This window comes from Synechococcus sp. TAK9802 (genome assembly GCF_014279535.1).
Classification (GTDB): domain Bacteria; phylum Cyanobacteriota; class Cyanobacteriia; order PCC-6307; family Cyanobiaceae; genus Parasynechococcus.
The window spans coordinates 1,701,485-1,727,114 of sequence record NZ_CP047937.1 but is presented as its reverse complement, the minus strand read 5'-3'; the positions used below and the strand labels follow the sequence as shown (position 1 = coordinate 1,727,114).

The following is a 25,630-nucleotide window of genomic DNA, read 5'->3' as shown; positions in this document are numbered from 1 at the left end:
CCATTGCGTTCGTTTGGTCTCAGGCGACGTCCAGCAGGGGGGTGATCAGGGTGCGGAAGTGGTCTCCTCTGGCCTCGAAATCCCTGTATTGATCAAAGCTGGCGCAGGCCGGTGACAGCAGCAGCGATGAGGCTTGATGCCGCTGTACGGCCGTTTCAGCCAGGTTTACAGCGCTCTCGAGCTCCGGGCACTGCAGCAGTTCGCCGGGGTATCCAGCCGCTTTGGCCAGGCTGGCCAGCTCATCGGCCCCCGCACCGAACAGGATCAGGCTGCAGGCCTTGCTTTGCAGCTGCTTCAGCCAGCCACTGGCGTCGCCCTGTTTGGTCTGCCCCCCGGCCAGCACCACGACGGGCCCCTGCACGGCCCGCAAGCCAACCTCGGCTGCGTCGTAATTGGTGGCTTTGCTGTCGTTGAACACGCTGGCTCCTGCCAACGTGCCCAGTTGCTCAAGCCGGTGCGGTACGCCCGGAAATGTGCGCAAGGCGTCGGCGATTTGCTGGGGGGAGAGGCCGACCTCGAGGGCGGCAGCGGTCACCAGCAACAGGTTTTGGCGGTTGTGGCAGCCAGGCATCGCCAGGGCATCAGCCGCAAACAAGCGGGTGGTGGTGTTGCGCACCATGCCCTCGTTATCAATCCAGAGGTCGGCGGGCTGGTTGTCCGGACGCGCGCCTTCACTGCTCACCCAGGTGCCGCGGTTCCAGCTGCTGCGCTGCTGGCGCAGGTCTGGATCATCGGCATTGAACAGGGCGCACGCCGAGCGTTCAAGCAGCCCGCGTTTGATGGCCCGGTAGGCCTCTAGGCTGCCGTGGCGTTCGAGATGGTCTGGGGTCAGCGTGGTCCAGATGCCGATCTTGGGGGCCACGGCGGGCGCCGCCTCAATCTGGTAGCTGCTCAGTTCCATCACGAGCCAATCTGGCCGCGGTGTGGCCCCTGAGCTGATCTGGCAGGCCAGTTCAGCGGCGGAGAGGCCCATGTTCCCCCCCATCGGTGCCGTAAGGCCTGAGGCTTCCAGCACATGGTTGAGCAGATGGGTGACCGTGGTTTTGCCGTTGGTTCCTGTGATGCCGATCCAGGGGATTTGTTGAAGGGCATCCCAGGCCAGATCCATCTCGCCGCGCACCTGGATGCCCTCGGATCGCAGCTCAACCAGTGTTGGATGATCCCAGGGGATGCCAGGGCCGATCACCACTGCGTCCAGGTTGTCGCGCCAGGCGTCAAAGCTCTCCAGGGTCAGGGGCTGCCCCAGCACCACCTCAATGCACTCTTTGGCGAGGGTTTTCGAGGTGTGTTGGAGGACTTCGTTATCGCCCCGTTCGAACACAACAACATCGCGATTCTGCTGCTTGAGCAGACGCGCAGCTCCCAAACCTGAGCGACCCAAGCCAACGACAATCGTGCGTGTCATCGCGAGGTCTGAAGTTCGAAAACGCAGTCCCTACAGGGAGAGTGGGCGATACTGGATTTGAACCAGTGACTCCTACAATGTCAATGTAGTGCTCTACCCCTGAGCTAATCGCCCGACATCGATCAGTTTGAAATCTTGTGATTTCATTGACCGAGACTGAACAGTAGCAGCTGGTGGGCAGCTCAACTCAACTGCGGCGCAGTTCAACGCGCCAGCGCTCCCGTTTGGTGCGCGTGAGCGAGAGCACCTCCACCGAGCCGCGATCCTGCAGCTGCAGTCGGTCGCCCACCACCAGTTCACGGCTCGCTTGACGCACGTTGCCCCAGTTGAGCCGTAGGCGCCCAGCTTTGACGTGGGTCACGATCTTGGCTCGGGACAGCCCGAATCCAGCCGATGCAATCGCATCCAGGCGACAGGAGGCTTCCACCGTCTGCAGGGTGCGGACGCTGCGTTGCACAGGCTGCTGCAACTGCTCCACAGGACGAGATTCGCAGCGAATCTCCACCTCGCGCACGGCTCCCAGGCGGCCATGCAGGGCTTCGGCAGCACTGGGGGTGCAGATCCCTTGCCCGCCGCGATCGCCGCGCACCCAGAGATCGCCGATGTTGTCTGCGTCGACGCCCATGGCCTTCAACGCTTCGCGCAGATCCTCGGGGGAAAGGGGGTCGAAGAGGAAATTGCCTTCAATCAGCAGGCCTTGAACCGGGGCTGCTGGATCAGGGCTGTCGTCGCGACGGTGGCAGAGCAGCCGTTGGCGTTCGGCGCCTGGATAGCCGCCATCACTGATCCAGGTCAATTCACTGAGGCTGCCCAGGTGTGCCAAGGCTTCCTCCCGCAGCGGTGCGCTGAGAAAGGGACTCCAGGCCGGTTGCCAGGTGCGCAACACCTGCTCCGCGAGATCGACCAGCACCGTCAGCCCTTCCGGGTTCTGGGCCCCTGCCAGCAGCTTCTCCCGGGGCAGCATCACAGGTCGTCGAGGCGAACCACCTGCTGCGGCCGCGACTTTTGAATCACCTGCCAGGGGGCTTCGATGCCATTAGGTGTTTCCAGCAGCACCAGCCAGCGTCCTTCGTCGCGGCGGTTGCGCAGGATCCGCACGCCTGCATCGTTGTCTGAATCCACGCTGGCAGCTGCGGCGTAGCTCCCCATCAGGCCGGAGCCCATGCCCAGCAGGCCGCCGATCAGGGTTTCGCCCCAGGGGCCAAAGCTGGCGAAGGTGGTGAGGGTGGTGATCTTGGTGAAGGTGACCCCTGCCAGGAAACCGAAGGGCATCAGCCAGCGGGCCATGCCTCGCTGCCGCTGTTGGCGCGTGAGGTTGGGGTTCAGCAGGGCAACCTTGTCGATGGCATCCCCATCAGGGGGGATGGTCAGACACTTCAGCAGCGGCAGATCGGTGTCCCGGAGCCGCTGGGTCAGGCCTTCTGCCGCAGGGGCATCGGCCATCACCATCACACAGACGGGCATGGGGCATTCAGATCCAATGCGCTGAATTCTGAACCCTGTGCTTCGAACTGGAGGGGGTGGAGGATGTCGATCTCTACAGTTCACCGCGGCAGTTCTGCGCCTTTCGATGACGAAAGTTCTTGTCTCCGATCCGATCGACCAGGCCGGGATCGACATCCTTGGCCAAGTGGCGCAGGTGGATCAGCGCACCGGCCTCTCGGAGGAGGAGCTGATCGGGATCATCGGTGAGTACGACGGATTGATGATCCGTTCCGGCACCCAGGTGACCGCAGCGGTGATCGCGGCGGCGAGTCGTCTCAAGATCATCGGCCGTGCCGGCGTCGGCGTCGACAACGTTGATGTGCCTGCGGCCACCCAGCGGGGTGTGCTCGTGGTGAACTCGCCGGAGGGCAACACCATCGCTGCAGCGGAGCACGCTCTGGCGATGATGCTGACCCTCTCGCGGCACATCCCTCAGGCCCATGGCGGCATGCGGGCCGGCAAGTGGGACCGCAAGAAATACGTCGGCAACGAGCTCTACAAGAAGACTCTTGGGGTGGTCGGTCTCGGCAAGATCGGATCCCACGTCGCCCGGGTTGCCCAGGCCATGGGCATGGATGTGATCGCCTACGACCCCTTCATTGCTGCTGACCGGGCTCAACGGATGCAGGTGAAGCTGCTGGAGCTGGATGAGCTGTTCCGCACCGCCGACTACGTCACCCTGCACATCCCGCGCACCAAGGACACCGAGAACCTGGTGAATGCGGAGCTGCTGCGCACGATGAAGCCCACGGCGCGGATCGTGAACTGTGCCCGCGGCGGCGTGGTGGATGAGGCAGCGATCGCTGAAGCCATCAACAACGGTGTGATCGCCGGTGCGGGCCTGGATGTTTACGCCAGTGAGCCCCTGGCGGAAGACTCCCCCCTGCGGGCGGTGGAGCGTGGTCTGGTGCTGACGCCCCACCTCGGTGCATCGACGGAAGAGGCCCAGGAGAACGTAGCGATTGATGTGGCGGAGCAGATCCGAGATGTGCTGCTGGGTCTGCCGGCCCGCAGTGCGGTCAATATTCCCGGCCTCAGCGCCGAGATCATGGAGCGGCTCAAGCCCCATCTCCAGCTTGCCGAGACGGTCGGTCTGCTCGTCAGTCAGCTGGCTGGCGGTCATGTGAAGGAGATGGAACTGCGCCTGCAAGGTGAATTCGCCAGCCATCCCTCCCAGCCTCTGGTGATTGCTGCCCTGAAGGGTCTGCTCAGCGCTGGCCTGGGTGACAGCATCAACTTCGTGAATGCCTCGCTCGAGGCCAAGGCCCGCGGCATTCAGGTGCTGGAGGTGAAGGATGAGAGCAGCCGCGACTTTGCCGGAGGCTCACTGCAAATCACCACCCGTGGTGATCAGGGCAGCCGCAGCGTCACCGGTGCCGTCTTTGCCGATGGCGATCTGCGCATCACCAGCATCGATGCCTTCCCGGTGAATGTGACCCCCAGCAGCCACATGCTGTTCACCCGGCACCGGGACATGCCCGGAATCATTGGTCACCTGGGCTCTCTGCTGGGCGAACACAACGTCAACATCGCCTCCATGCAGGTGGGCCGCAAAATCGTTCGCGGCGATGCGGTGATGGTGCTCAGCATCGATGATCCGATCCCAGCAGATCTGCTGCAGACGATCACGGCCATCGATGGCATCCAGGAAGCACACCCGGTCACGCTCTGATGTGGTGGCGCCTCACACTCCCGTGTCCTCCAGAGCTGGAGGAATCGCTGGTGTGGAAACTGACGGATCTGGGACTGCATCGCCATGCGGTGCAGCATGCGCCGGAAACGCCTGATCGCAAGACGCTGTTGGTCTGGCTCCCGAAGCCGGAGTGGCCGGAGCCTCAGCGGCGGGAGCTGGTCGCCAGCCTGCAGCCGCTGGCGGAGCCCTTTGGGCTCCGCCTGCCCGATGGGCACTGGGACGATGTGGCCGACGAGGATTGGAGCCTCAGCTGGAAACAGCATTGGCAGGCCGATCCTGTCGGTACGGGGCTGTTGATCCTGCCGGCCTGGCTGGAGGTGCCGCCGGAGCATGCCGATCGGCTGGTGATCAAGATGGACCCCGGCAGTGCCTTCGGCACCGGAAGTCACCCCACCACCAGGCTCTGCCTGGAGGCGTTGGAACAGTCGCCTCCGCTTGGGGCGCTTGTGGCCGATCTGGGCTGCGGCAGCGGAGTGCTGGGCCTCGCTGCGCTGGGTCTGGGGGCGGAGTCGGTGGTGGCCGCTGATACCGATTCCCTGGCGGTGCGTGCCACAACAGACAACCGCTGCCTCAACGACCGATCGGAGGCTGAGCTTCAGGTGGCTCTCGGTTCTGTGGAGACCCTGAGCGATCTGCTCGCGCCCCGCCGCGCTGATCTGCTGCTCTGCAACATCCTGGCTCCGGTGATTGAAGCCCTCTCCCCGGGTTTCGAGGGGCTGCTTCAGCCCGATGGGCGCGCTCTGCTCAGTGGGCTCCTGGTGGATCAGGCACCGCGCCTGAAGGAGGTTCTCGGGGGCTTGGGCTGGTCGGTCACCGCCGAGGCGGCACAGGGCCGCTGGGGGCTGCTGGAGATCCGCCGCCGCTAGACCTGGCCCTATAAGCCAGGCTTATCAGAGTGGGGTCTCCGATTGGTCCTCCTCCCCAGTGGCCCCGGAATCGTCAGGTTGAGCACCTATTTGAAGTAAAAATGTGGCGTTCTGCAGGACCGGGTTTTCCGGAACCCTGTACGCATTCATCAATCATGGCTTCCTACAAGGTCACCCTGGTCTCCGAGAGCGAAGGTCTGAACAAGACCATCGAAGTGCCCGACGACCAGTACATCCTCGACGCTGCTGAAGAGCAGGGCATCGACCTCCCCTACTCCTGTCGCGCTGGCGCTTGCTCCACCTGCGCCGGCAAGATCACCGCTGGCACCGTCGACCAGTCCGACCAGAGCTTCCTGGACGACGACCAGATCGAAGCTGGTTTCGTGCTGACCTGCGTCGCCTACCCCACCAGCGACTGCACCATCAAGACCCACGCCGAAGAAGAGCTCTATTGAGCCTCTGTCCTTCAACTGGACGTGTCCTCAACCACCCCTTCGGGGGTGGTTTTTTTTGGTCTGGTCGTCTTCCATGCGTGTCCCTTGTCTTCTCCTGCCGTGAGCCGCCCCGAAGTCGACGATCTTCTGGAGCCCGGCAGCGTTCACACCAGCCCCGGCGGTCAGTACAGCTTCCGCGTCATCGGGCCCTGTTGCCGGTTGTTTGATCGCGAAGAACTGCCTTGGCCCTGCTGTCGTCTGGCCTGGCGCAGCAAGGAGCCGAGCTGGCGACGGATCGGACGGCGGTTTGTGCCCGACCTGGCGGCCCGGCGTTGCCCCTCCTACGCCGTGGAACTGCTGCAGCCTGGAGGACGACCCACACCCACCGTGCTGACCCTGTTCTCCGTCCGTTTCAGCCGGGATCTGCAGGAGTGGTGGTACAGCCGCCATCCCAGCTCCATGGCCCCTGAGCAGGTCAGTCCCCAACAAAAAGCCCCGACGACCTGAGGCCGCCGGGGACAAACTATTTTGATTGGAGTTGATCGGCAGAAGCTGATCAGAAGTAGATCTTGCCGCCACCCCAGGCACTGCCCTGGACTTTAGGCGACACCAGGATGTAGCCAGCCATCAGGCGCAGATCCTCATCATCGAGATCGCGCATAGCGGGGTAGAGCTCAGCGTCGCGCATGCTCGGATGCAGGTCAGCAATGCTGTACTCACCGTCGTAGGAGGTTGGGTCCTTCATGTAGTCGACCAGGGCCTCAACGTTGTCGCGGGCCGGGGTGGCCAGGGCCAGGGTCTCAGGATCCAAGCCCACGTTGTGATTGGTCTTGGTGATACCGCCGGCGTGGCAGGTGCCGCAGCTGGTGTTGAACACCTTGCGGCCAGCATCGATTTCACGATCGCTGAAGGTCACCTCTGTGCCGGAGGGATCTGCCGGAACCGTCAGGGTCTCAGCGTCCCACTGGGCCGCCTGAGCCGGAGAGATAACGGCCAAACCGATCAGCACCGGGATGAGGACCAGAAGGCCTTTCAGGGACCGTCGCAAGGAAGAGAACACAGAGGCCATGAAGGTAAGGGGGTGTGACGCATTCACCGCACCAAGCTCTTGTATCACGGGGAAGTGACCCTCTGTGGCCGGATCACGAACTGTTGCAGCGTGGTTTGACGTCAATGCTGAGGAAGTCCTTGGCCAGCAGCGTGTTGGGGAAGATCGCCTTGGCCTCGTTTAACAGGTCTTGGGGCGTGACCGGGTTGCCCGGCACGTAGCGCGGGCTGAGGTGGGTGAGCACCAGCTGCCCCACACCCGCTTCGGCGGCCGTCTGGGCAGCCATGGTGCTGGTGGAGTGCTGTTTCTGGAACGCCATCTCCGCCTCGCCATGGGCAAAGGTGGATTCATGGATCAGCAGATCCGCGCCGCGGGCAAGCTCGACGGCCGCCTCGCAGAACACGGTGTCGGTGCAATAAACGACGCTCACTCCGGGCCGTTCCTCACCGCAGAGGCTGGTGCCGTCGATGCTGCGACCGTCCTTCAGGGTCACTGTTTCACCCCGCTTCAACTGGGCGTACACGGGGCCGGGCGGGATGTTCAGTTCCCGTGCTTTCTCAATATCGAAGCGACCGGCCAGGGGCTTCTGTTCGATGCGATAGGCGTAGGCCGGCACTCGGTGGGTGAGCGGGCTGCAGCGCACCGTGAAGTCGTCGTCCTCGAACAGCAGCGTGCCCTGCTCTGCTGCATCCCGGACCCTGTGGACAGCGAGGGGATAGCCGATCCGGGTGGAGCTGGTGCGCAACACACCATTGAGATAACTCTCCAGCGGGTCCGGCCCGTAGAGATCCACCCCTGCGGCGCTGCTGCCGGCGAGCCCGAGGCTGGCGAGCAGACCAGGTAGGCCGAACACGTGGTCGCCATGCATGTGGGTGATGAACACCCGGCGCAGCTGCGAGAGCCGCAGATCACTGCGTAAAAACTGATGTTGGGTTCCCTCGCCGCAGTCGAACAGCCACATCTCCGAGCGCTGCGGCAAGCGCAGAGCCACGGCTGAAACGTTGCGGGCCCGGGTGGGTACCCCAGAACTCGTACCGAGAAATGTGACCTGCAAGGCCGATGCTCCTCAGGACTCATGCTGCCATCTGGCTGAACCCAGGAACAGGCGGCACACTGGGGCGCCTGTTGATCTCCAGCGTGCGCCGCGCCTCCGTTGCCGTCGGTCTGGTGCTCGTCGGTGTGATCGCTCCATCACCGGTGGCGCTGGCCCGCGGCCGCGAGCCGCAGATGCGCGTGCTGTTGCTTGAGAACAACCGGGTCAGCCTGCGCTCCGATGGTGCACTGCCGCTGCGGGTGCAGGGACTCCCCGGCGGCGAGCGAAGGCCACAGCGGCTGCAGCTCAGCCTTCGAGGGGCCCGCCTGAACGCCACTGTAGATGGCCGATCGATGCGGCTGGCCCTCAGCACCCTGGTGACGGTGCAGAACGACGATCCACGGGGCATCTGGTTGGGAGGGCGTCGCTACCGGGGTGTGCTCCGCGTCAGCGGCCGCGGCGGCAGCTTGCGGGTGGTCAACAGCCTGGGCGTTGAGACCTACCTCGCCAGTGTTGTCGGCAGCGAAATGCCCCACCGCTGGCCCCTGGCTGCCCTGCAGGCCCAGGCCGTGGCCGCGCGCACCTATGCGTTGAAACAGCGCAGTCGCGGTGGTGCCTGGGATGTGAAGGCCACGGTGGCGAGTCAGGTGTACCGCGGTGTGGAGTCGGAAACGCCGAGCACACGCAAGGCGGTGGCGAGCACCCGTTCGCTGGTGCTCGTGCACGGCGGTCGCCTGATCGATGCCGTCTTCCACAGCAGTTCTGGCGGGGTGACCGAGGCGAGTGGAATGGTCTGGCGCCGCCAGCATCCCTATCTGGTCAGCGTCCCCGATCACGATCAGCACAGCCCGGTGCACCGCTGGGAACAATGGTTTGATTCGGCTGGGCTGCGTCAGCGGCTGCCCGAAACGGGTGGGCTCCAGGACGTTGAGGTGCTGAGTCGTTCCGCCAGCGGACGGGTGCGTGAGGCCCGCTTGCGCGGGCCCCGCGGATCGCTCGTGCTCAGCGGCGGCGAGCTGCGCAAGCGGTTGGGACTCAAAAGCACGCTGGTGAACTTTGAGATGGTGGCGGGGGGGCAGCGTTCTCCCGTGGAGCTTCCGGTGCGGCGGGTGACTGCAACCTCCCGCCCGGGCTCCCGCATTGAGCGGATCACCGCATCGGTGGCCCGCCAGCGGGGAGCACGGCTGCCCCTGTTGGTGGCCCCTCCGCCGGTGCTGGTCAGCAAGACATCGGTGCGTCATTGGTCCGCTGGCGGACTCCAGCTGCTGGTGAAGGGCCAGGGCTATGGCCATGGCGTTGGCATGAGTCAGTGGGGAGCCCATGGTCTGGCGGAGCAGGGGGCTCACTTCCGCTCGATTCTTCGGCACTACTACCGCGGGGCTGAGGTTGTTCCCTACCAGCCGCACCACGACCCATCGCTGGCGCTGAAGCCCCCAACGAAGCCACTCTGGAGAGACATGCCGGTTTCGCCCTTTGGCACGGTTTCCCTGTCGTCTGCAACGCCATTCCAGTGACACGGATCTCTGCGCTGTGCTAGCGGCCCATCTGGAGCGTCATCTGCGCAGTTGGCAGGGGCCTGATCCCCTGAAGCCCTTGGGCCTCGCCACGGGACGCACGATGGAGCCGCTCTATCGCACCCTGGTGGAACGGCTGCTGTCGTGGTCTGCCGATGAGCTGGAGGCCCTGCGGGCCCGATGGTGCAGCTTCAATCTGGACGAATACCTCGGACTTTCGGCGGACGATCCCCGGGGCTACAGGGCCTACATGACCCACCACCTCGCTGCACCCCTGGGCTTGCCCGCCTCAGCGGTGCATCTGCCCGACAGCACGGCCGCTGACGGAGCGGTTGCCGCGCGCCGCTATGGCGAGCAGCTCAGCGGCTGCGGGGGCATCGGCCTGCAGCTTCTGGGGCTCGGCAGCAATGGTCATGTGGGTTTCAACGAGCCGCCTTGTCCCCCTGATCAGCACTGCCATGAGGTGGAGCTGACCCCTGCAACCCGGCAGCAGAACGCGGTGCTCTTCGATGGTTGCGTTGAGGCTGTGCCGCAGCGGGCCATCACCCTGGGCCTGTGGGAGATCCTCGAGGCTGCTGAGATTCATCTGGTGGTGACCGGCGCCGCCAAGGCCGGCATCCTCAAGCGGTTGTTGGACTTAACGGCGCCGGATCCTGCGCTGCCCGCCAGCTGGCTGCTGACCCATCCCAATGTCTGGCTCTGGTGCGATGCAGCGGCTTTAGTTTGAACATCCGAGAGCAGCGGCGATGAGCATCGACCCCGTGGAACGGCGCCTTGAGCAGAGCTTTGAGGCGGAACGCTGGACGCGCTTCATTCAGGACTGTCAGGACCTTGAGCAGTTGCGCGAGACGGCCCTGGCGTTGGTGCAGCAGCTGGCCCAGCAGAAGGCGGCCAGTGCCTGGATGGCCACCCGGGCCTCGGAATTGGAAAACGCCAAGTTGGAGATGCTGGCGCGGATGATCCGTCAGCAACCCGATGGCGAGGAGGAGAAGGCGACTGAGTCCCCCTGAGGGGGCCCCAGCCGCCGGCTTGGTCGGATGTCAGTGTTCCTTTTGCCAGCGGCTCAGGTGTGCTGGCGAGAACTTGTGGCCGTGTTTGGCCCCGACCTTGACCACGCAGGAGTTGTCCTTGCCGCAGCGCTGCACCTCATCGCGGATCGAGTCGTTGCTCTGCACCCGCGACATGAACGTCTCCAGCTGTTTCATGGACATGGCGATCCTCCAGAAGGGATGTCTTCGGCCTAGCGCTGGGGTCGATCGGGGCTCAGGGCCTCAAGCTTTGGTGCGGATTTGCTGACGACAAACTTCAAGGAGGCGTCAGTCGAGCTCCAGTCCGTCGGCGAGATCGAGGTTGGCGCTGACGCTGCGCACATCGTCGAGCCCGTCGAGGGCATCCAGCAGCTTGAGGCAGCTGCGGGCGGTGTCGGGATCGTTCACAGAGACGCTGGTCTGGGCGGACCAGTGATGGCCCCATTCCCGCACATTCCAGTCAGCCCGTCGCAAGCCGTCCTGAAGGCTCTCCAAGGCCTCAAAGGGGCCGTGCACCATCACTGATTCATCCAACAGCTCATAGCCATCGGCCTCCAGCTCCAGGAGGCTTTCCAGTAACCGTTCCTCGTCGTCGGGGCCAGCGTTGAGGATCACTTCGCTGCGGTGTTCAAACAGGTAGGCCACGCAGCCGTTTTCCCCCAGATTTCCGCCGTTCTTGCTGAAGGCCAGCCGCAGATCCGCCGCGGTGCGGTTGCGGTTGTCCGTGAGCGCTTCCACCAGCACCGCCATGCCGCCGGGGCCGTAGCCCTCGTAGCGCACCTCCTCGAGTTGGGCTCCATCACCGGCCTGACCTGACCCCTTGGCGATGGCCCGCTCGATGTTGGAGGCGGGCACCCCAGCGGCACGGGCTTTGCTGATGGCCGTCCGCAACTGAAAATTCCCGGCGGGATCGGCCCCAGCACGGGCCGCCACCATGATTTCCCTCCCCAGCCGGGTGAACACCGCACCACGTTTGGCGTCGACGACGGCCTTGGTGCGTTTGATCTGGGACCATTTGCTGTGGCCAGCCATCGCGTCAGGGCAGGGCGGGATGCGCTCGGAGAGTACTGAGCGACCGGTTGGTTTCAGCCTGCTGCATCGAAGACCACCTTGGGTCGCAGCAGACCTTCGCTCTCGCGGTGGCCGATGCCGGCCATGCTTCCATCCGCATTGCACACCACCACCGCCTCTCCAGGCCCTGGATCCATCGCGATGCGTCGGCCGCAGCGCCAGTCGATCTGCTCGGCTTCGCTGAGATCACGCCGGGGCAGGGCCCCCAGGGCCAGCAGCGGCGAGAGGGGATCGGGCGGCACAGCGTCTCGCTCCGGCAGGGGATGGGCCTGATGCGCATGGAACCCCAGGGCTTGGGTCCGGCGCAGGGAGGCCAGACAACCTCCGCAGCCGATGCGGTCCCCCAGATCCCTGGCGATCGAGCGGATGTAGGTGCCGGCGGAACAGTGCACCTCGATGCTGAGCTCCCCCAGGGCCGCATTCCAATCCAACAGCTCCAGCCGGTGCACGGTGACGGCCCGTGGCGGCAGATCCATGGCTTCACCGCGCCGTGCCCTGGCGTGGGCCCGTTCGCCATCCACATGGACGGCGGAGACTTGCGGAGGACGCTGTTCAATCGCGCCCCGGAACGCCTCCAGGCTGCGGTTGAGCTCGGCTTCGCCAAGGGATGGCCAGGCCTGCTGCTCCAGCAGCTCTCCTTCCAGATCGTCGCTGCTGGTGCGCCGGCCCAGCTGAATCACCCCGGTGTAGGTCTTCTCTCCGGGGAGGTACGGCAGCAATCGGGTCGCCGGCCCTAGGGCAATGGGGAGAACCCCGGTGACGGCAGGATCAAGGGTGCCCCCATGGCCCACGCGCTTGAGGCCGTAGCTGCGGCGCAGGCGGCTGACGCAGGCATGGGAGGTGAGGCCTGCGGGCTTGTCGATCACCACGAAGCCGAAGGGGCCGTTCACCGGGGCTGGAGCGGGGTGCCCTGACTGTTGCATTCCGCCGGCTGCGTAGGTTGGCCGCTTCCTGATGCCCATCCATGCCCCAGCTCCGCAGCAGCACGGACGTGGACGTCTCCGCTTTCCTGGCGGATGGTTTGGGCATCAAGCAACACCTCAGTCGCTACCTCGACTTGACGCTGGATCAGCTTGAGCAGCGTCTGCCCAGCAGCACCGACGACCTGGCGGATCTCCATCCCGGTGCGTTCCGGCCGGAGGACGCCACCGCCTTCTATGAGGACACGGTGGGCACGGGACACCTGCTGGAGCTGGCGGCCTGGCACCTCTCCAGTGCGGACTACATCGCCGACACGCTGCGGCTGCAGGGCATGGCGGTGCAGGGCCAGGTGCTGGATTTCGGCGGTGGCATCGGCACCCACGCCCTATCAGCGGCGGCGCTGCCGGAGGTCGATCACGTCTGGTTTGTCGACCTCAATCCCCACAACCAGGCTTTTGTTCAGCAACGGGCGCAAAGCCTGGGGCTGGCTGACAGGCTCTCGGTGCATCGCGACCTCAGCAGCACAGGCGATGTTCGTTTCGATGCGGTGGTCTGCCTCGATGTGCTGGAACACCTGCCGGATCCCTCGGCGCAGTTGCTGGAGTTTCACCAGCGCATGTCCCCCGGGGCCATCGCGCTTCTGAACTGGTACTTCTTCAAAGGGCATCAGGGCGAGTACCCCTTCCATTTCGATGATCCGGCCCTGGTGGATGGGTTCTTCCGCACTCTGCAGGCTCAGTTCCTGGAGGTGTTTCACCCCCTGTTGATCACGGCCCGGCTCTACCGGCGTTCCTGAGGCTGCGGCAACACAAGTTGCCAACAAAAAAGCCCCGGTGCCAGCTGGCATCGGGGCTTTGGATTGACGTTGGCCTTGAAACTCAGACCGCTGCAGTGATGTTGATGCGCTTGCGGTTGCGCAGGCCGCGGCGGATCGATTCGAACTTCACGATGCCGTCGGTAAGGGCAAACAGGGTGTCGTCCTTGCCTTTGCCGACATTGACGCCGGGCAGAACGGAGGTGCCGCGCTGGCGGATCAGGATGGAACCGGCGGTGACGGTTTCGCCGCCGTAGGCCTTCACACCAAGGCGTTTGGCGTTCGAGTCGCGGCCGTTACGGGTTGAGCCTGTGCCTTTTTTATGTGCCATGAGAAGAGATGCTGGTGGGGCGGTTGATGGAGCGAGGGGGAGAGGTCAGCTGATGGACTTGCCGCCCACGGAGATGGACTCAACCATCACCCGGGTGAGTTCCTGCCGGTGACCATTCTTGCGGCGGGTTTTCTTTTTGGGGCGCATCTTGTAAACGATCACCTTGGGTCCACGGCGATGGGCCATCACCTTCAGGGACACGTTGGCGTCCTTGACGTAGGGCTGGCCGAGGGTGGTGCCCTTGCCGTCCTTCACCAGGAGAACGTTCTCAAGCTTGATGGTGTCATCCACCTCAGCTTGAAGCCGATCGATGTCGTAGTAGCGGTTGGGCTGCAGCCAGATCTGGGTGCCAGACGCCTCAACGATGGCGTAGGTCCCGCTCTGTTCCGCGGCTGGTTTGGTGTCGGCCATAAGGTGAAAAGACGCGTTCAGGCTCGGCGAACCGATTCAGGCCTGAGCCGCAATCGAAAGACAAACAAAGATCTTCGTCTCTGACGCGCCCGATCGTCAAGATTCAAATATCTCGACGCTGCGGATGCCCGGATGGCCAGGCCGGCCCTCACTGTTGCTCTCGTGCTGGCCAGCCCAGCCCTGGTGGAAGCCTGCCGCCCCTGGCTGCCGGCCAACCGTTACGAGTCTGTTGTTCTGACGGTTGATCCTGGGGAGACCCTTGCGGCTGTTCTCGGACCCCGGCAGGACGACTTCGACGCTGTGGTGCTCGAGCAGAGCCTGCTCGATGCTTTCCAAGGAGCAACTGCTGGCGGCGGGTCTGCTCTTCCCTGCCGTGATCGTTGGAGAGGTGAAGGGGCAGGTGGATTACCACCCCGAGGAGTTGCATCTGCCCGACGACCAGCTGGCCCAGCTGGGATACATCGTTGATGCGGCCATTTCGCGTTTTCTGCGCCAGGGTCGTGCTGACGGACGCACGGACGACAGCAGCTCCTCCTCCCGCGCCGTCAGCAACCTTTCCGATCGCCTGCAGGAGCGACTCGGCTACCTAGGGGTCTTCTACAAGCGAGATCCATCGCGCTTCCTGGGCAGCCTGCCCCCCGAGGAGCGCCGGGATCTGCTGCTGTCGCTTCAACGCACCTATCGAGACCTGCTGGCGAGTTATTTCAGCGATCCGGCCGCGGCCAATCAGGCCTTGGAAAGCTTCGTCAACACCGCTTTCTTCAGTGATCTGCCGATCACCCGCACCGTTGAGATCCACGTGGATCTCATCGATGAATTCTGGAAACAACTGAGTTTGGAGGGCCACAAACATGACTTTCTTCAGGATTACCGCCTTGCGCTTCTTGATGTGATGGCGCATCTGTGTGAGATGTACCGGCGCTCCATTCCGCCGGACCTTCCTCTGTCGGGCACGGCTTCCAGCCGTGTACGTCGCCCGACGGATCAGCTCGATGCCTCGGAGGAGTCGTCATGAGTCCCCGCAAGACCTACATCCTCAAGCTCTACGTGGCGGGCAACACGCCCAATTCGATGCGGGCGTTGAAAACGCTGCGCAACATCCTTGAGACCGAATTCCGGGGGGTGTATGCCCTCAAGGTGATTGATGTGCTCAAAAATCCGCAACTGGCCGAGGAAGACAAGATCCTGGCAACGCCGACGTTGTCCAAGATTCTTCCCCCGCCGGTGCGCCGCATCATCGGTGACCTCTCCGATCGCGAGCGGGTGCTGATCGGTCTGGATCTGCTTTACGACGAGCTGTCTGATACGTCGCTCAGTTCGAGCTTGATCGATGCGGTCGATGAGGAGACCGACACGACGATTTCTTCAGATCCTTAAGCGACATGGTGCGCTCCAGCACGGTTCATCTCCTGCTCACTACGGTCAAGTCATAGGTGGTTGCCATGCAGTTCCCTCCGACCAGCGGTCAGCCTCAGATGCAGGTTCAAAAGCTCCCGACAGGGATCGAGGGCTTTGATGATGTGTGCCAGGGCGGCCTGCCGATCGGCCGCAGCACGCTGATCAGCGGCACGTCCGGCACCGGCAAGACGGTGTTTTCGCTGCACTTCCTCCATAACGGCATCAAGCAGTTCGACGAACCCGGCATCTTCGTCACTTTTGAGGAATCACCCCTCGACATCCTGCGCAACGCCGCCAGCTTCGGCTGGAACCTGCAGGAGATGGTCGAGCAGGACAAGCTCTTCATCCTCGACGCCTCACCGGATCCGGACGGCCAGGACGTGGCCGGCAGTTTTGATCTCTCCGGTTTGATCGAGCGGATCAACTACGCCATCCGCAAATACAAGGCCAAGCGCGTCGCCATCGACTCAATCACGGCGGTGTTCCAGCAGTACGACGCTGTGTTTGTGGTGCGCCGTGAGATCTTTAGGCTGATTGCGAGGCTCAAGGAAATCGGCGTCACCACGGTGATGACCACCGAACGGATCGACGAGTACGGCCCGATTGCCCGCTACGGCGTTGAGGAATTCGTCTCCGACAACGTGGTGATTCTGCGCAACGTGCTCGAGGGAGAGCGGCGTCGGCGCACCCTGGAGATTCTCAAGCTGCGGGGCACCACCCACATGAAGGGCGAGTTCCCCTTCACCATGGGAACCCACGGCATCAGCATCTTCCCGCTCGGGGCCATGCGCCTCACCCAGCGCTCATCCAACGTTCGGGTCAGCTCCGGCGTGCCGCGCCTGGATGACATGTGCGGCGGAGGTTTCTTCAAGGACTCGATCATCCTGGCCACCGGCGCCACCGGAACGGGCAAGACGATGCTCGTCTCCAAATTCATCGAAGACGCCTGCCGCAACAAGGAACGCGCGATCCTGTTTGCCTATGAGGAATCGAGGGCTCAGCTGCTGCGCAACGGCACCAGCTGGGGCATCGACTTCGAGCAGATGGAGCAGGACGGGCTGCTCAAGATCATTTGCGCCTATCCCGAATCAACGGGCCTTGAGGATCACCTGCAGATCATCAAGACGGAGATCAGCCAGTTCAAACCGTCGCGGATGGCGATCGATTCCCTCTCGGCCCTGGCGCGCGGTGTGAGCCACAACGCCTTCCGTCAGTTCGTGATCGGGGTGACCGGCTACGCCAAGCAGGAGGAGATCGCCGGCTTCTTCACGAACACCTCCGAGGAGTTCATGGGCAGCCATTCGATCACCGACTCCCACATCTCCACGATCACCGACACGATCCTGTTGCTGCAGTACGTGGAGATCCGCGGGGAGATGGCCCGCGCCCTGAACGTGTTCAAGATGCGCGGTTCATGGCACGACAAGGGCATCCGCGAATTTGTGATCACGGGCAATGGCCCTCAGATCAAGGATTCCTTCTCCAACTTTGAGCGGATCATTTCCGGTGTGCCCCATCGGGTCACCACCGATGAGCGCAGCGAGTTGTCGCGAATCGCCCGCGGCGTCTCCACCGAGGACTGATCTAAGGCTCGACGGCCTCGGCGATGGCGTTGCGGCTGCGCCGTTCCGCCTGCAGTTGCAGCTCATCCTTGTCGGCCTCCGCAAGGAGCAGGTCGAACCAGAAGGTGGTGCCCACCTCGGGCTCACTCGCCATCTGAACCTGGGCGCCGTGTTTCTCGAGGATGCCCCGCACGATCGAAAGACCCAGTCCGGTGCCCACTTCTGTGTGAACAGCGTTCTCGACCCGGAAGAAGCGATCGAAGATGCGCTCCTGATCAGCGCTGCTGATGCCGCAGCCCGTGCCGGCAATCTCCACCCTCAGCTTGGGCAGCGGTGAGGTGAGGGCACAGGTGGGTCCATCACTGTTGGTGATCGCCGTTCCCTCCACCGAACAGGCGTCGGGCCAGGGATAGGCCCGGAGCGCCAGGGGGCCGCCGGGACGGCTGAACTTCAGAGCATTGCCCACCAGGTTGTCGAGCACCTGGAGCAGCAGGTCCCAGTTGCCCAGCACCTCGGGCAGTTCTTCGGGAACATCCAGCACCAGTTCCACCTGGCGATCCTCGGCATTCAGCCGGTAGGTGCGCAGGGTCTGCTCCATGGCCGGGCGCATGCTGATCGGTTCGAACTGCAGCGTCCGGCCCGACTCCAGCCGGGAGAGGTCCAGCACATCGTTCACCAGCCGGGTGAGTCGATCGGTTTCGTCGTTGGCGACCCCGAGAAACTCCTTCTGTTCATCGGGGCTGAGCTGATCGCCGAGGTCGTGCAGGGTTTCGACGTAGCTCTTGATGTTGAACAGCGGCGTGCGCAGTTCATGGGAGACGTTGCTGATGAAGCGGCTCTGGGCCGCATTCAGTTCCACCTCGCGGGTGAGGTCTTGGATGGTGACGGCGATGCCCTTGAGGGTTTCACCGCTGGCATCACGCACCGCTTGCAGAACGATCCGCAGGGTGCGGGCCGGTTCCCCCACGCTGCAGCGCAGGTCTTCACTGTCTGCCGCGCCACCGAGCAGGGAATCGAGGGGACTGTGTAGTTCGATGGCTAGCAGTTCCGGCAGTTCCCCCACCAGCTCCTGGCCTTCCAGGCTGCGCCCTTCCCAGCGGAACAGACGCCGTGCCGTGGGATTGGCCAGCACGATGCGGCCGTCGGCATCCAGCAGCATGGCGCCGTCGGCCATGGTGGCGATCAACGACTGCTGCTTCACCTGGGCGGCGGTGAGCTCCTCGATGTTGGCCTCGTCGTAGGCCTCGAGCTGGGAGGCCATGGCGTTGAAGCCGGTGAGCAGTTCCCCCAATTCCCCGCCCACTGGCAGGTCAACCCGGGCACCGAAGTTACCGGAGGCGACCGAGCGCACCCCCCGCAGCAGTTCCTTCACCGGGCGGGTGATGGTGAGGGCGTTGAACACCGCGCCCAGGATCACCAGCACCAAGATCGAGATGAACACGGCCACGGTCACCTCCCGGGTGAGGGCTGCGCTGGCCAGGGCCGTCTCATTCGGGTTCACCCCAAGGCCGAGAACGCCGTAGTACTGACCCCCGCGGATCAGGGGGACGAACACATCGGTGACGGCACCCTGGGGCGTGAGGTGTTGTCGTACCAGGGGGTTCTGGGGGCGTCGACGCAGCTCCTCGGGCAGCTCCAGTCGTCGGTTGAGACGAAGCTCTCCATCGCCACTGCTGGGGGTTCCGCTGATCGGGATTCCCAGGTAGACGACGCCTTCGGGATCGGCGAAGAAGATGTAGCGGACGCTGCGGCTGGAACGCCAGAACTTTTCGGCCACGTTGGCCAGCTCACGGTCCTGGCCCTGCGCCACCAGCTCAGTGACATTGCCGGCCAGCAGCAGGCCCAGATCCCGGGCATAGCGCGTGTCGTTCATCACGGCATCGCGCTGAATTCCGTTCAGCGCGAAGAAGGTGATGCCCGTCATCATCAGGCTCACCACCAGGGTGGCAATCGCCAGCAGCTTGGTCTGGAGGGTGAATTCCGCCCACCAGGCGGTGATGCGGTCCCAGAGGTTCTGGTCGTCCCCCGGCGGCTTGCCATTGGGGGGAAGCGCCCAATCAGCTATTGCTGCTCCGCTGCCGCTGCTCATCCGCCCGAGCGCACCTGATGGCCGATGTCTTGACGGTAGGTGATTCCGGCGTAATCCAGCTGATTGAGGCCGTTGTAGGCCCCGGCAAAGGCGGCATCGAAGTCATCGCCCTGGGCGACGACGGCCAGCACCCGGCCCCCTGCGGTGAGCAGTTCGCCCGAGCTGTCGCGGCGGGTGCCGGCATGGAACAGCTGATGGTTGGGGCTGGGGGCGAGGTCGATGCGAATCGCATCGCCTTTGCGGGGAGCCTCCGGGTAGCCCTCGGCGGCCGCCACAACGCAGGCACTGCAGCGTTCGGCGATGCTCAGCTGCGGGGCCAGATCGAGGCGTCCCAGGGCACAGGCCTGCAGCACGGCGCCGAGCTCAGGGCCGAGCAGGGGCATCAATGTCTGGCATTCGGGATCGCCGAAGCGACAGTTGAACTCGATCACCTGGGGCCCATCGGCCGTGATCATCAGGCCGGCATAGATCACGCCGCGGTAATCGATGCCCCGTTGGCGCAGGGCCTTCAAGGTGGGCTCGAGCACGATGCGGCGCACCTCCTCGAGGCCCTCGGCATCCAGAAGCGGGGCGGGGGCATAGGCGCCCATGCCGCCGGTGTTGGGTCCGCGATCACCGTCCTTGAGCCGTTTGTGGTCCTGCGCCGGGGGCAACAGCACCATCCGCTCCCCATCGCAGAGGGCGAACACCGACACTTCAGGGCCCTCCATCCGCTCCTCCAGCACCAGCTGGGAGCCGGCGGCACCGAAACGCCCTTCAAAGGCTTCGCGGATGGCGGTTTCCGATTCCTCCACGCTGTCCGCCACCGTGACGCCCTTGCCGGCGGCCAAGCCATCGGCTTTGACCACCAGAGGCCGTTGCACCTCCTGCAACACCGCCAGGGCCTCGGCTTCACTGGTCACCGCCCAGTGGCCAGCGGTGGGGACCCCCGCCTCCTGCATCAGCTGCTTGGCCCAGGCTTTGCTCGCCTCCAGTTGGGCCCCCTCCGCTCCCGGGCCGAACACGGCAAAGCCCGCATCGCGCAGGGCATCGGCAACACCAGCGGCCAGCGGCGCTTCCGGACCCACCACCACCAGGTCGACGCCGTTCTGCTGGCACAGCGCGATCAACCCAGCGCTGTCGGTTTCGCCCACCGCCATGGCGCTGCCTTCCGTGCCGCCGTTGCCAGGGGTGATCCAGACCGTGTCCAGGCCCGGACAACGGCCCAGGGCCCAGGCCAGGGCCTGTTCCCTGCCGCCGCCACCGACGACGAGGGCACGTTGGAGGGCGGGCAGCGTGGTGGGACGGGTGGACGACATGGCCATGGTTGCGGGAGGAACGGTTTGGGCCTCGTAGGTTTTCCTTTGTAGACCGCAGCCCGCCATGGGGACTCCCCTTTTCCCCTTCGCCCTCACCCTTCTGGCTGCTGTCACGGCAGCCCCGGATCCGCAGGTGATGCGCGAGGAACGCTTTCAGAGCGTTCTCGCTGAGATGGATCTGGCCGCGGCGGAGCAGGCTTGTCTCAACCCCCGCATCGCCAACTCCGACGGCCGTCGCCAGGCCTTGCGTGATCGGTTGCTGGAGCTGCATCCGGTGATCGATTCCTTGGAGCTGGTGCTGGCGAATGCCGAAGCCCTGATGAGCTGCGGTGCCCCCGAAGCTGCAGCCGTGGTGCTCAACCGCTACATCCCCCGCGTTGGCGATGAACGGCGTCAGTGGTTGTTGTTGCGCTGGCGTGCTGCTGCAGCGGCCCTGGATCACCGCCAGGCGGCTTTGGCGCTGCGCCGTTTGGTGGATGGCAATATGAAAGCCCTGGATGCGCCTCTGTTCCCTGGAAAGCCGTTGTCGGATCAGGGCAATGGGCTCGATCAGTTGGCTTTGCATGAAGCGGCTCTGGGCCACAGCGCTGTGGCTGTGGAGCTGCAGCTGTTGGGCGATCTGACGGGCGTTCAGGGGGCGAAACGACTGGCGCGGGCGGCGCAATGGCTCGATGCCGATCAGTTCGAGCAGGCCGATCAGCTGCTGGAAACCGCCTTGGACCAAGCCGCGGCAGCGGAGGCCTGGGGACTGGCCATGGACCTGCTGCATCAACAGCTGCACCTGCAGTTGGCGGCTGGGGGCGATGGCGCGCGGCCGCGGCAGCGCATCCAACGGCTGGCCACTGTTCTCAATGACCGTTATGCGCTCCAGAAACTGCAGCCGGAGGCTGAACCCGATCCCCTGCTGCGTTCACCGCGGGATCCCGGAGGCCATGCTGATGTAAGACCATCAGCCGTTGCACCGTCGCCATGACGCCCAATCACGGAGAGCTGCTTTACGAAGGCAAGGCCAAGCGGGTGTTCGCCAGCACGGATCCCGACCGGGTGCTGGTGGAGTTCAAGAACGACGCCACCGCCTTCAATGCTCAGAAGAAAGCCCAGCTGGACGACAAAGGTCGGCTGAACTGCCAGATCTCAGCACGCCTGTTCGAGCTGCTGGAGCGTGAGGGGGTGCCGACCCATTACTGCGGTACGGCCGGGGAGACCTGGATGCTGGTGCGTCGGGTGGAGATCATTCCCCTGGAGGTGGTTCTGCGGAATATCGCCACCGGATCGCTTTGCCGTCAGACGCCGATCGCGGAGGGCACAGCCATCGAACCCGCCCTGCTGGATCTCTATTACAAAGATGATTCTCTGGGCGATCCGCTGCTCACAGAGGCGCGCGTGCAGCTGTTGGGGGTGGCAGATTCGGCGCGACTGTTAGAGATTGAACAATTGGCCCGCCGGGTTAATGCCGTGCTCCTGCCATTTTTTGAGGGGCTTGATCTGCAACTGGTGGATTTCAAGCTGGAGTTGGGGCTGGCATCGGATGGAACACTCCTGCTCGCCGACGAGATCAGTCCTGACACCTGCAGGCTTTGGGATCGCCGCAAAAGCAACGCCGAGGATCGGATTTTGGACAAGGACCGCTTCCGCAAGGATCTCGGTGGGGTGATGGAGGCCTACGGGGAGGTCCTTAAACGGGTCCAAAGCAGCTGCCCCAACCCCCACAACTGCCTGTAAGGTCAGCGCAACTTTTGTGGCTTCGGCCCAGCCTGCGTCTCGATGACCCGCTGTTCGACCCGCCGCTCCACGGTTGCCGTTCGTCGCACTGTTCTGGGTCTGATGCTGGGGATCCCCTTGCTTGCCCCATCTGTGATGGCGCAGGATGCGATGCCGGGGAGCCAACCCATTGAGGGGGAGGCGGCTGTGGTGGAACAGCCCCGGGTGCTGATCTCTGAAGTGCTGATTGAAGGCCTCGAGGGCCACCCGGAGGAGGAGCGTCTTCAGATTTCCACCTACGACGCCATGCAGGTGCGTCCGGGGATGCGTGTGACCCGTGAGGAGCTTCAGAACGATCTGAATGGCATCCAGGCCACAGGCTGGTTCTCAGATGTGCGGATCGTTCCCAAGAATGGACCGCTTGGGGTTCAAGTGGTTGTTCAGGTGGAGCCCTTCCCTCCTTTGAGTGCTGTGGAGATCAGCGGCGACAATGGGAATCTCCTTGCTGATGAGGTGATTGAGGAGACGTTTGCTTCCGATTACGGCCGTACGCTGAACCTCAACTATCTCCAGCAGCGGATGAAGGCCCTGCAGGCCTCAGTGGCCGATCAGGGCTACTCGCTGGCTCGGGTTTCCGGTCCCGAACGGGTCAGCCCTGCGGGTGTCGTCACGCTGAAATTGCTCCAAGGGAGTGTGGCGGGAGTCGAGGTCAAATTCCTCACCCAAGATGGTGATGACACCGATGAGAACGGCAATCCCATCCGAGGCAAGTCCAAGGAGTGGGTGGTCACCAGGGAAATTTCGATCCAGCCTGGTGATCCGTTCAATCGCAACCAGCTTGAAAAAGACATCAAACGCCTTTATGGCACCCAGCTTTTTAGTGATGTAAAGGTGTCTCTACTGCCTATGCCTGGGCAGCCTGGGGATGTGGTGATCGTGCTCGGCATTGTCGAGCAGTCCACAGGTCAGCTTTCTGGCGGTCTTGGCTTCAGCCAAAGCCAGGGCATGTTTGGCCAGGTGCAGTTGCAGGAAACCAATTTCATGGGCCGGGCCTGGACTGTGGGCACCAACATCACCTATGGCCAATACGGCGGACTTGCCAATTTCAACTTCTCTGATCCTTGGATATACGGCGACAAGCACCGCACAAGTTTCCGTACATCGTTGTTTTTGAGCCAGGAGGTTCCTCAGGTTTTCCAGAGCGAAGAAAAAGGAAATATCCGAACGGTTGAGGATTACATCAATAACGGCTCAGGTTCTGCGTTTGAAACAGGCCGTGCCTACAGCTTCACGGGCAATGGCGGCACTGATAACGCACCTGATGACGTAAACCTTGCAAGTACAGAGTTTCCAACACGAAGTTGGTTTGATTACGAAGGTGACACCGTAGTGCTGCGGAAGACCGGCGGAAGTTTTTCCTTCGCCCGTCCCATGAACGGTGGGGATCCATACAAAGACGCCAAGTGGACTTTGGTGTCCGGTATGTCTTTTTCTGAAGTGCGGCCGATCAACTTTGCCGGTAGTTCAAGGCCCTACGGCGTCGCCACTAAAAAGCGCAGTGCAGGGAATGGTGAGGTCGGCAAAGATGAAATTATTTGCGTGTCCTATAAGTGCGCTGATAGCAATACTTTGATCGCGGCGCGTTTCGCAACGACCTACAACACCCTCAACAACCCCCGCAATCCCACCAGCGGTAATTTCTTTTCTGCGGGAACAGAGCAATTCGTAGGGATCAATAGCGATTCGCCCACCTTTAATCGGTTGCGGGCTAGCTACACAGAGTTTTTCCCCGTGGATTGGCTCAAGCTCCACAAGGGTTGTCGTCCAAAGCCCGGTGAACAGGCCGATTGCCCTCAGGCCATCGGTGTTCAGATCAAAGGTGGCGCGATCATGGGTGAAGTGCCCCCCTACGAAGCATTCTGTATGGGTGGGTCCAACTCGATTCGCGGTTGGTACAACTGCGATCTTGCCGTTTCCAAGGCCTTCAGCGAGGTGACGATCGAGTATCGCTTCCCCTTGATCAGCATCTTCTCAGGGGAGGTTTTCATGGATGCCGGTACTGATTTCGGCACTCAAGGTGATGTTCCCGGCAAACCTGGTTTGCTTCTGGATAAAGACGGTTCTGGTGTCTCTGTTGGTACCGGCATGATTGTGACAACACCAGTTGGTCCGATCCGTTTGGAGGTGGCCACCAAGGACTTCTCATCCGACTATCGCTTCAATCTGGGTGTGGGCTGGAAGTTCTAGTGACTAGCTGGCCTCAGGACTACTCCGCATCCTGGACACTGGCGGCGGAGACATCACGATCTGGTGTCGGCCTCCACAGTGGGGCTGAGACCACGGTGGAGCTTCGGCCGACGGATCAGCCGGGTTTCCACATGCTTCTGCCGGGGATGGAGCAGCCGATCCAGCTGCGACCGGATCAGGTGCGCGACAGCCAGCTATGCACAACCTTGGATTTGGGTTCCAGCAAGGTGGCCACCGTCGAACATCTGCTGGCTGCCCTGGCTGGTTGTGGGCTCAGCCATGTGGAGATTGACCTGAACGGCCATGAAGTTCCGCTGCTGGATGGTTCAGCACTGGGGTGGGTGGAGGCGATCGCCAGCGCTGGGTTGATGCCCGCGGCCACCCCGCGGCTGGCTGCACCGCGGCTGGAGCAATCCCTGCTGCGCACCCGCGGCAACAGTGTGATCACTGCCACCCCGTCTGATCGCTTTGGCGTTGTAGGCATCATCGATTTCCCGCAGGCGGCCATCGGCCGACAGCAATTCGCCTTGGAGCTCACGCCACAACGCTTCGTTGATGAGATAGCTCCAGCACGCACCTTTGGTTTCCGGGAGCAGATCGAGCAGCTGCGTGCTGCCGGATTGATCCAGGGCGGAGCCCTGGACAATGCCCTGGTCTGTGACGGTGATCAGTGGATGAATCCACCGCTGCGGTTCGAGGATGAACCAGTGCGCCATAAGCTCTTGGACTTAATCGGCGACCTGGCACTCGTCGGTTTTCCCCAGGCACAGGTTCTTGTGTACAAGGGATCCCATGGTCTTCACACTGATCTCGCAGCCGCTTTGTGACTGAATCCACTCCAGACGTAGTGCTCACCAGCGAGCAGATCGCCGGTTTGCTCCCGCACCGTTACCCCTTCGCGCTGGTGGATCGGGTCATCGCTCATGAGCCCGGGGTTTCGGCCACGGCGATCAAGAACGTGACCGTGAACGAGCCCCAGTTCCAGGGGCATTTCCCTGAGCGTCCTCTGATGCCAGGGGTGCTGATCGTGGAGGCGATGGCGCAGGTGGGAGGTCTGATCGTGACCCAGATGCCTGATCTACCGAAGGGACTATTCGTTTTCGCAGGCATTGACGGGGTACGCTTCCGGCGCCCTGTGGTTCCTGGAGATCAGCTGGTGATCCGCTGTGAATTAGTCAGCCTCAAGCGCAAACGCTTCGGCAAGGTCAAGGCGGAGGCCACGGTGGATGGTGATCTGGTCTGCTCCGGAGAATTGATGTTTTCCTTGGTGGACTGAGCGAG

The 25,630-nt window shown here is 63.2% G+C and carries 27 protein-coding genes, 1 tRNA gene and 1 pseudogene; 16 read left to right on the top strand and 13 right to left on the bottom strand.

The features are described from left to right. Positions 1-19 precede the first annotated feature (19 nt). The 4 genes from murD to SynTAK9802_RS09965 all read right to left on the bottom strand — a co-directional run bounded on the left by murD (position 20) and on the right by SynTAK9802_RS09965 (position 2,869). A complete protein-coding gene (murD, locus tag SynTAK9802_RS09980) occupies positions 20-1,405 on the bottom strand; it encodes a UDP-N-acetylmuramoyl-L-alanine--D-glutamate ligase (protein WP_186495939.1) in 1,386 nt (461 codons plus the stop codon). A gap of 42 nt (positions 1,406-1,447) precedes the next feature. Beyond that, positions 1,448-1,519: transfer RNA gene (locus tag SynTAK9802_RS09975), tRNA-Val, on the bottom strand. A gap of 73 nt (positions 1,520-1,592) precedes the next feature. Continuing rightward, positions 1,593-2,369 (bottom strand): photosystem II S4 domain protein, encoded by a 777-nt coding sequence (locus SynTAK9802_RS09970; protein WP_186495938.1) that lies wholly within the window; start codon positions 2,367-2,369, stop codon positions 1,593-1,595. Next, a complete protein-coding gene (locus SynTAK9802_RS09965; protein ID WP_114989480.1) occupies positions 2,369-2,869 on the bottom strand; it encodes a hypothetical protein in 501 nt (166 codons plus the stop codon). The genes SynTAK9802_RS09970 and SynTAK9802_RS09965 overlap by 1 nt, the downstream gene beginning before the upstream one ends. A 106-nt stretch (positions 2,870-2,975) precedes the next feature. Here SynTAK9802_RS09965 and serA point away from each other — a divergent pair, with 106 nt between their 5' ends. The 4 genes from serA to SynTAK9802_RS09945 all read left to right on the top strand — a co-directional run bounded on the left by serA (position 2,976) and on the right by SynTAK9802_RS09945 (position 6,390). Continuing rightward, positions 2,976-4,562, top strand: coding sequence for a phosphoglycerate dehydrogenase (gene serA / locus SynTAK9802_RS09960; RefSeq protein WP_114989479.1), 1,587 nt, complete (start codon positions 2,976-2,978; stop codon positions 4,560-4,562). Next, positions 4,562-5,449 carry a 50S ribosomal protein L11 methyltransferase gene (gene prmA / locus SynTAK9802_RS09955; protein WP_186495937.1) on the top strand — a complete coding sequence of 296 codons (888 nt, stop codon included), beginning with the start codon at positions 4,562-4,564 and terminating at the stop codon, positions 5,447-5,449. The genes serA and prmA overlap by 1 nt, the downstream gene beginning before the upstream one ends. 155 nt (positions 5,450-5,604) lie before the next feature. Continuing rightward, positions 5,605-5,904, top strand: a complete 300-nt coding sequence (locus SynTAK9802_RS09950) for a ferredoxin (RefSeq protein WP_006043345.1) — start codon at positions 5,605-5,607, stop codon at positions 5,902-5,904. Between the two features lie 99 nt (positions 5,905-6,003). Beyond that, complete coding sequence (locus SynTAK9802_RS09945) at positions 6,004-6,390, top strand: hypothetical protein (protein WP_115010139.1); 387 nt, start codon at positions 6,004-6,006, stop codon at positions 6,388-6,390. A 49-nt stretch (positions 6,391-6,439) separates the two neighbouring features. Here SynTAK9802_RS09945 and psbV read toward each other — a convergent pair whose 3' ends face one another. Both psbV and rnz read right to left on the bottom strand, forming a co-directional pair. Then, positions 6,440-6,952, bottom strand: coding sequence for a photosystem II cytochrome c-550 (gene psbV / locus SynTAK9802_RS09940; RefSeq protein WP_222929014.1), 513 nt, complete (start codon positions 6,950-6,952; stop codon positions 6,440-6,442). A gap of 73 nt (positions 6,953-7,025) precedes the next feature. Continuing rightward, positions 7,026-7,985 carry a ribonuclease Z gene (gene rnz / locus SynTAK9802_RS09935; protein WP_186495936.1) on the bottom strand — a complete coding sequence of 320 codons (960 nt, stop codon included), beginning with the start codon at positions 7,983-7,985 and terminating at the stop codon, positions 7,026-7,028. Between the two features lie 5 nt (positions 7,986-7,990). On the opposite strand from rnz, the gene SynTAK9802_RS09930 reads away from it, so the two are divergent. From SynTAK9802_RS09930 to SynTAK9802_RS09920, 3 genes are read left to right on the top strand one after another with little or no spacing between them, the layout of a single operon-like run. Continuing rightward, positions 7,991-9,478 carry a SpoIID/LytB domain-containing protein gene (locus tag SynTAK9802_RS09930; protein WP_186495935.1) on the top strand — a complete coding sequence of 496 codons (1,488 nt, stop codon included), beginning with the start codon at positions 7,991-7,993 and terminating at the stop codon, positions 9,476-9,478. Further along, entirely contained in the window at positions 9,438-10,205 is a 768-nt protein-coding gene (locus SynTAK9802_RS09925; protein WP_222929013.1) for a glucosamine-6-phosphate deaminase, read from the top strand. Before SynTAK9802_RS09930 ends, SynTAK9802_RS09925 begins: the two co-directional genes overlap by 41 nt. Positions 10,206-10,224: 19 nt before the next feature. After that, a complete protein-coding gene (locus SynTAK9802_RS09920; protein WP_186495934.1) occupies positions 10,225-10,488 on the top strand; it encodes a hypothetical protein in 264 nt (87 codons plus the stop codon). A gap of 30 nt (positions 10,489-10,518) precedes the next feature. On the opposite strand, the gene SynTAK9802_RS09915 is transcribed toward SynTAK9802_RS09920, so the two are convergent. From SynTAK9802_RS09915 to truB, 3 genes are all read right to left on the bottom strand, one after another. Continuing rightward, positions 10,519-10,689, bottom strand: a complete 171-nt coding sequence (locus SynTAK9802_RS09915) for a Nif11 family protein (protein WP_071823080.1) — start codon at positions 10,687-10,689, stop codon at positions 10,519-10,521. A 105-nt stretch (positions 10,690-10,794) separates the two neighbouring features. Continuing rightward, positions 10,795-11,538: a YebC/PmpR family DNA-binding transcriptional regulator gene (locus tag SynTAK9802_RS09910; protein ID WP_186495933.1), complete on the bottom strand. Its 744-nt coding sequence runs from the start codon at positions 11,536-11,538 to the stop codon at positions 10,795-10,797. Between the two features lie 53 nt (positions 11,539-11,591). Continuing rightward, positions 11,592-12,500, bottom strand: coding sequence for a tRNA pseudouridine(55) synthase TruB (gene truB, locus SynTAK9802_RS09905; protein ID WP_186495932.1), 909 nt, complete (start codon positions 12,498-12,500; stop codon positions 11,592-11,594). A 41-nt stretch (positions 12,501-12,541) separates the two neighbouring features. On the opposite strand from truB, the gene SynTAK9802_RS09900 reads away from it, so the two are divergent. Further along, the gene (locus SynTAK9802_RS09900) at positions 12,542-13,294 is read left to right on the top strand and encodes a bifunctional 2-polyprenyl-6-hydroxyphenol methylase/3-demethylubiquinol 3-O-methyltransferase UbiG (protein WP_186495931.1); all 753 of its coding nucleotides are present in this window, start codon (positions 12,542-12,544) and stop codon (positions 13,292-13,294) included. A gap of 82 nt (positions 13,295-13,376) precedes the next feature. Here the strand turns inward: SynTAK9802_RS09900 and rpmA are convergent, their stop codons facing one another. Together rpmA and rplU are read right to left on the bottom strand one after the other, a co-directional pair. Next, entirely contained in the window at positions 13,377-13,643 is a 267-nt protein-coding gene (rpmA, locus tag SynTAK9802_RS09895) for a 50S ribosomal protein L27 (protein ID WP_114989469.1), read from the bottom strand. A 45-nt stretch (positions 13,644-13,688) separates the two neighbouring features. Next, complete coding sequence (gene rplU / locus SynTAK9802_RS09890; RefSeq protein ID WP_186495930.1) at positions 13,689-14,054, bottom strand: 50S ribosomal protein L21; 366 nt, start codon at positions 14,052-14,054, stop codon at positions 13,689-13,691. 132 nt (positions 14,055-14,186) lie between these two features. On the opposite strand from rplU, the pseudogene SynTAK9802_RS09885 reads away from it, so the two are divergent. From SynTAK9802_RS09885 to kaiC, 3 genes and pseudogenes are all read left to right on the top strand, one after another. Continuing rightward, positions 14,187-15,069, top strand: a pseudogene (locus SynTAK9802_RS09885) (circadian clock protein KaiA). Next, positions 15,066-15,431: a circadian clock protein KaiB gene (kaiB, locus tag SynTAK9802_RS09880; protein WP_114989467.1), complete on the top strand. Its 366-nt coding sequence runs from the start codon at positions 15,066-15,068 to the stop codon at positions 15,429-15,431. The pseudogene SynTAK9802_RS09885 and the gene kaiB overlap by 4 nt, the downstream one beginning before the upstream one ends. Before the next feature lie 65 nt (positions 15,432-15,496). Continuing rightward, a complete protein-coding gene (kaiC, locus tag SynTAK9802_RS09875) occupies positions 15,497-17,035 on the top strand; it encodes a circadian clock protein KaiC (RefSeq protein ID WP_011365071.1) in 1,539 nt (512 codons plus the stop codon). A 1-nt stretch (position 17,036) separates the two neighbouring features. Here the strand turns inward: kaiC and SynTAK9802_RS09870 are convergent, their stop codons facing one another. Then, a complete protein-coding gene (locus SynTAK9802_RS09870) occupies positions 17,037-19,103 on the bottom strand; it encodes a histidine kinase dimerization/phospho-acceptor domain-containing protein (protein WP_186495929.1) in 2,067 nt (688 codons plus the stop codon). Continuing rightward, positions 19,100-20,407 carry a phosphoribosylamine--glycine ligase gene (purD, locus tag SynTAK9802_RS09865; protein WP_115010070.1) on the bottom strand — a complete coding sequence of 436 codons (1,308 nt, stop codon included), beginning with the start codon at positions 20,405-20,407 and terminating at the stop codon, positions 19,100-19,102. Before purD ends, SynTAK9802_RS09870 begins: the two co-directional genes overlap by 4 nt. A 58-nt stretch (positions 20,408-20,465) precedes the next feature. Here purD and SynTAK9802_RS09860 point away from each other — a divergent pair, with 58 nt between their 5' ends. Genes SynTAK9802_RS09860 through fabZ form a run of 5 tightly spaced genes read left to right on the top strand, consistent with a single transcriptional unit; the run spans position 20,466 to position 25,625 of the window. After that, complete coding sequence (locus SynTAK9802_RS09860) at positions 20,466-21,374, top strand: hypothetical protein (RefSeq protein WP_186495928.1); 909 nt, start codon at positions 20,466-20,468, stop codon at positions 21,372-21,374. Beyond that, the gene (gene purC / locus SynTAK9802_RS09855; RefSeq protein ID WP_186495927.1) at positions 21,371-22,123 is read left to right on the top strand and encodes a phosphoribosylaminoimidazolesuccinocarboxamide synthase; all 753 of its coding nucleotides are present in this window, start codon (positions 21,371-21,373) and stop codon (positions 22,121-22,123) included. Before SynTAK9802_RS09860 ends, purC begins: the two co-directional genes overlap by 4 nt. A 42-nt stretch (positions 22,124-22,165) precedes the next feature. Then, a complete protein-coding gene (locus SynTAK9802_RS09850) occupies positions 22,166-24,349 on the top strand; it encodes a BamA/TamA family outer membrane protein (RefSeq protein WP_186495926.1) in 2,184 nt (727 codons plus the stop codon). Further along, a complete protein-coding gene (gene lpxC, locus SynTAK9802_RS09845; RefSeq protein WP_186495925.1) occupies positions 24,349-25,176 on the top strand; it encodes a UDP-3-O-acyl-N-acetylglucosamine deacetylase in 828 nt (275 codons plus the stop codon). The genes SynTAK9802_RS09850 and lpxC overlap by 1 nt, the downstream gene beginning before the upstream one ends. Further along, positions 25,173-25,625 (top strand): 3-hydroxyacyl-ACP dehydratase FabZ, encoded by a 453-nt coding sequence (fabZ, locus tag SynTAK9802_RS09840; protein WP_186495924.1) that lies wholly within the window; start codon positions 25,173-25,175, stop codon positions 25,623-25,625. Before lpxC ends, fabZ begins: the two co-directional genes overlap by 4 nt. Positions 25,626-25,630: the final 5 nt, after the last annotated feature.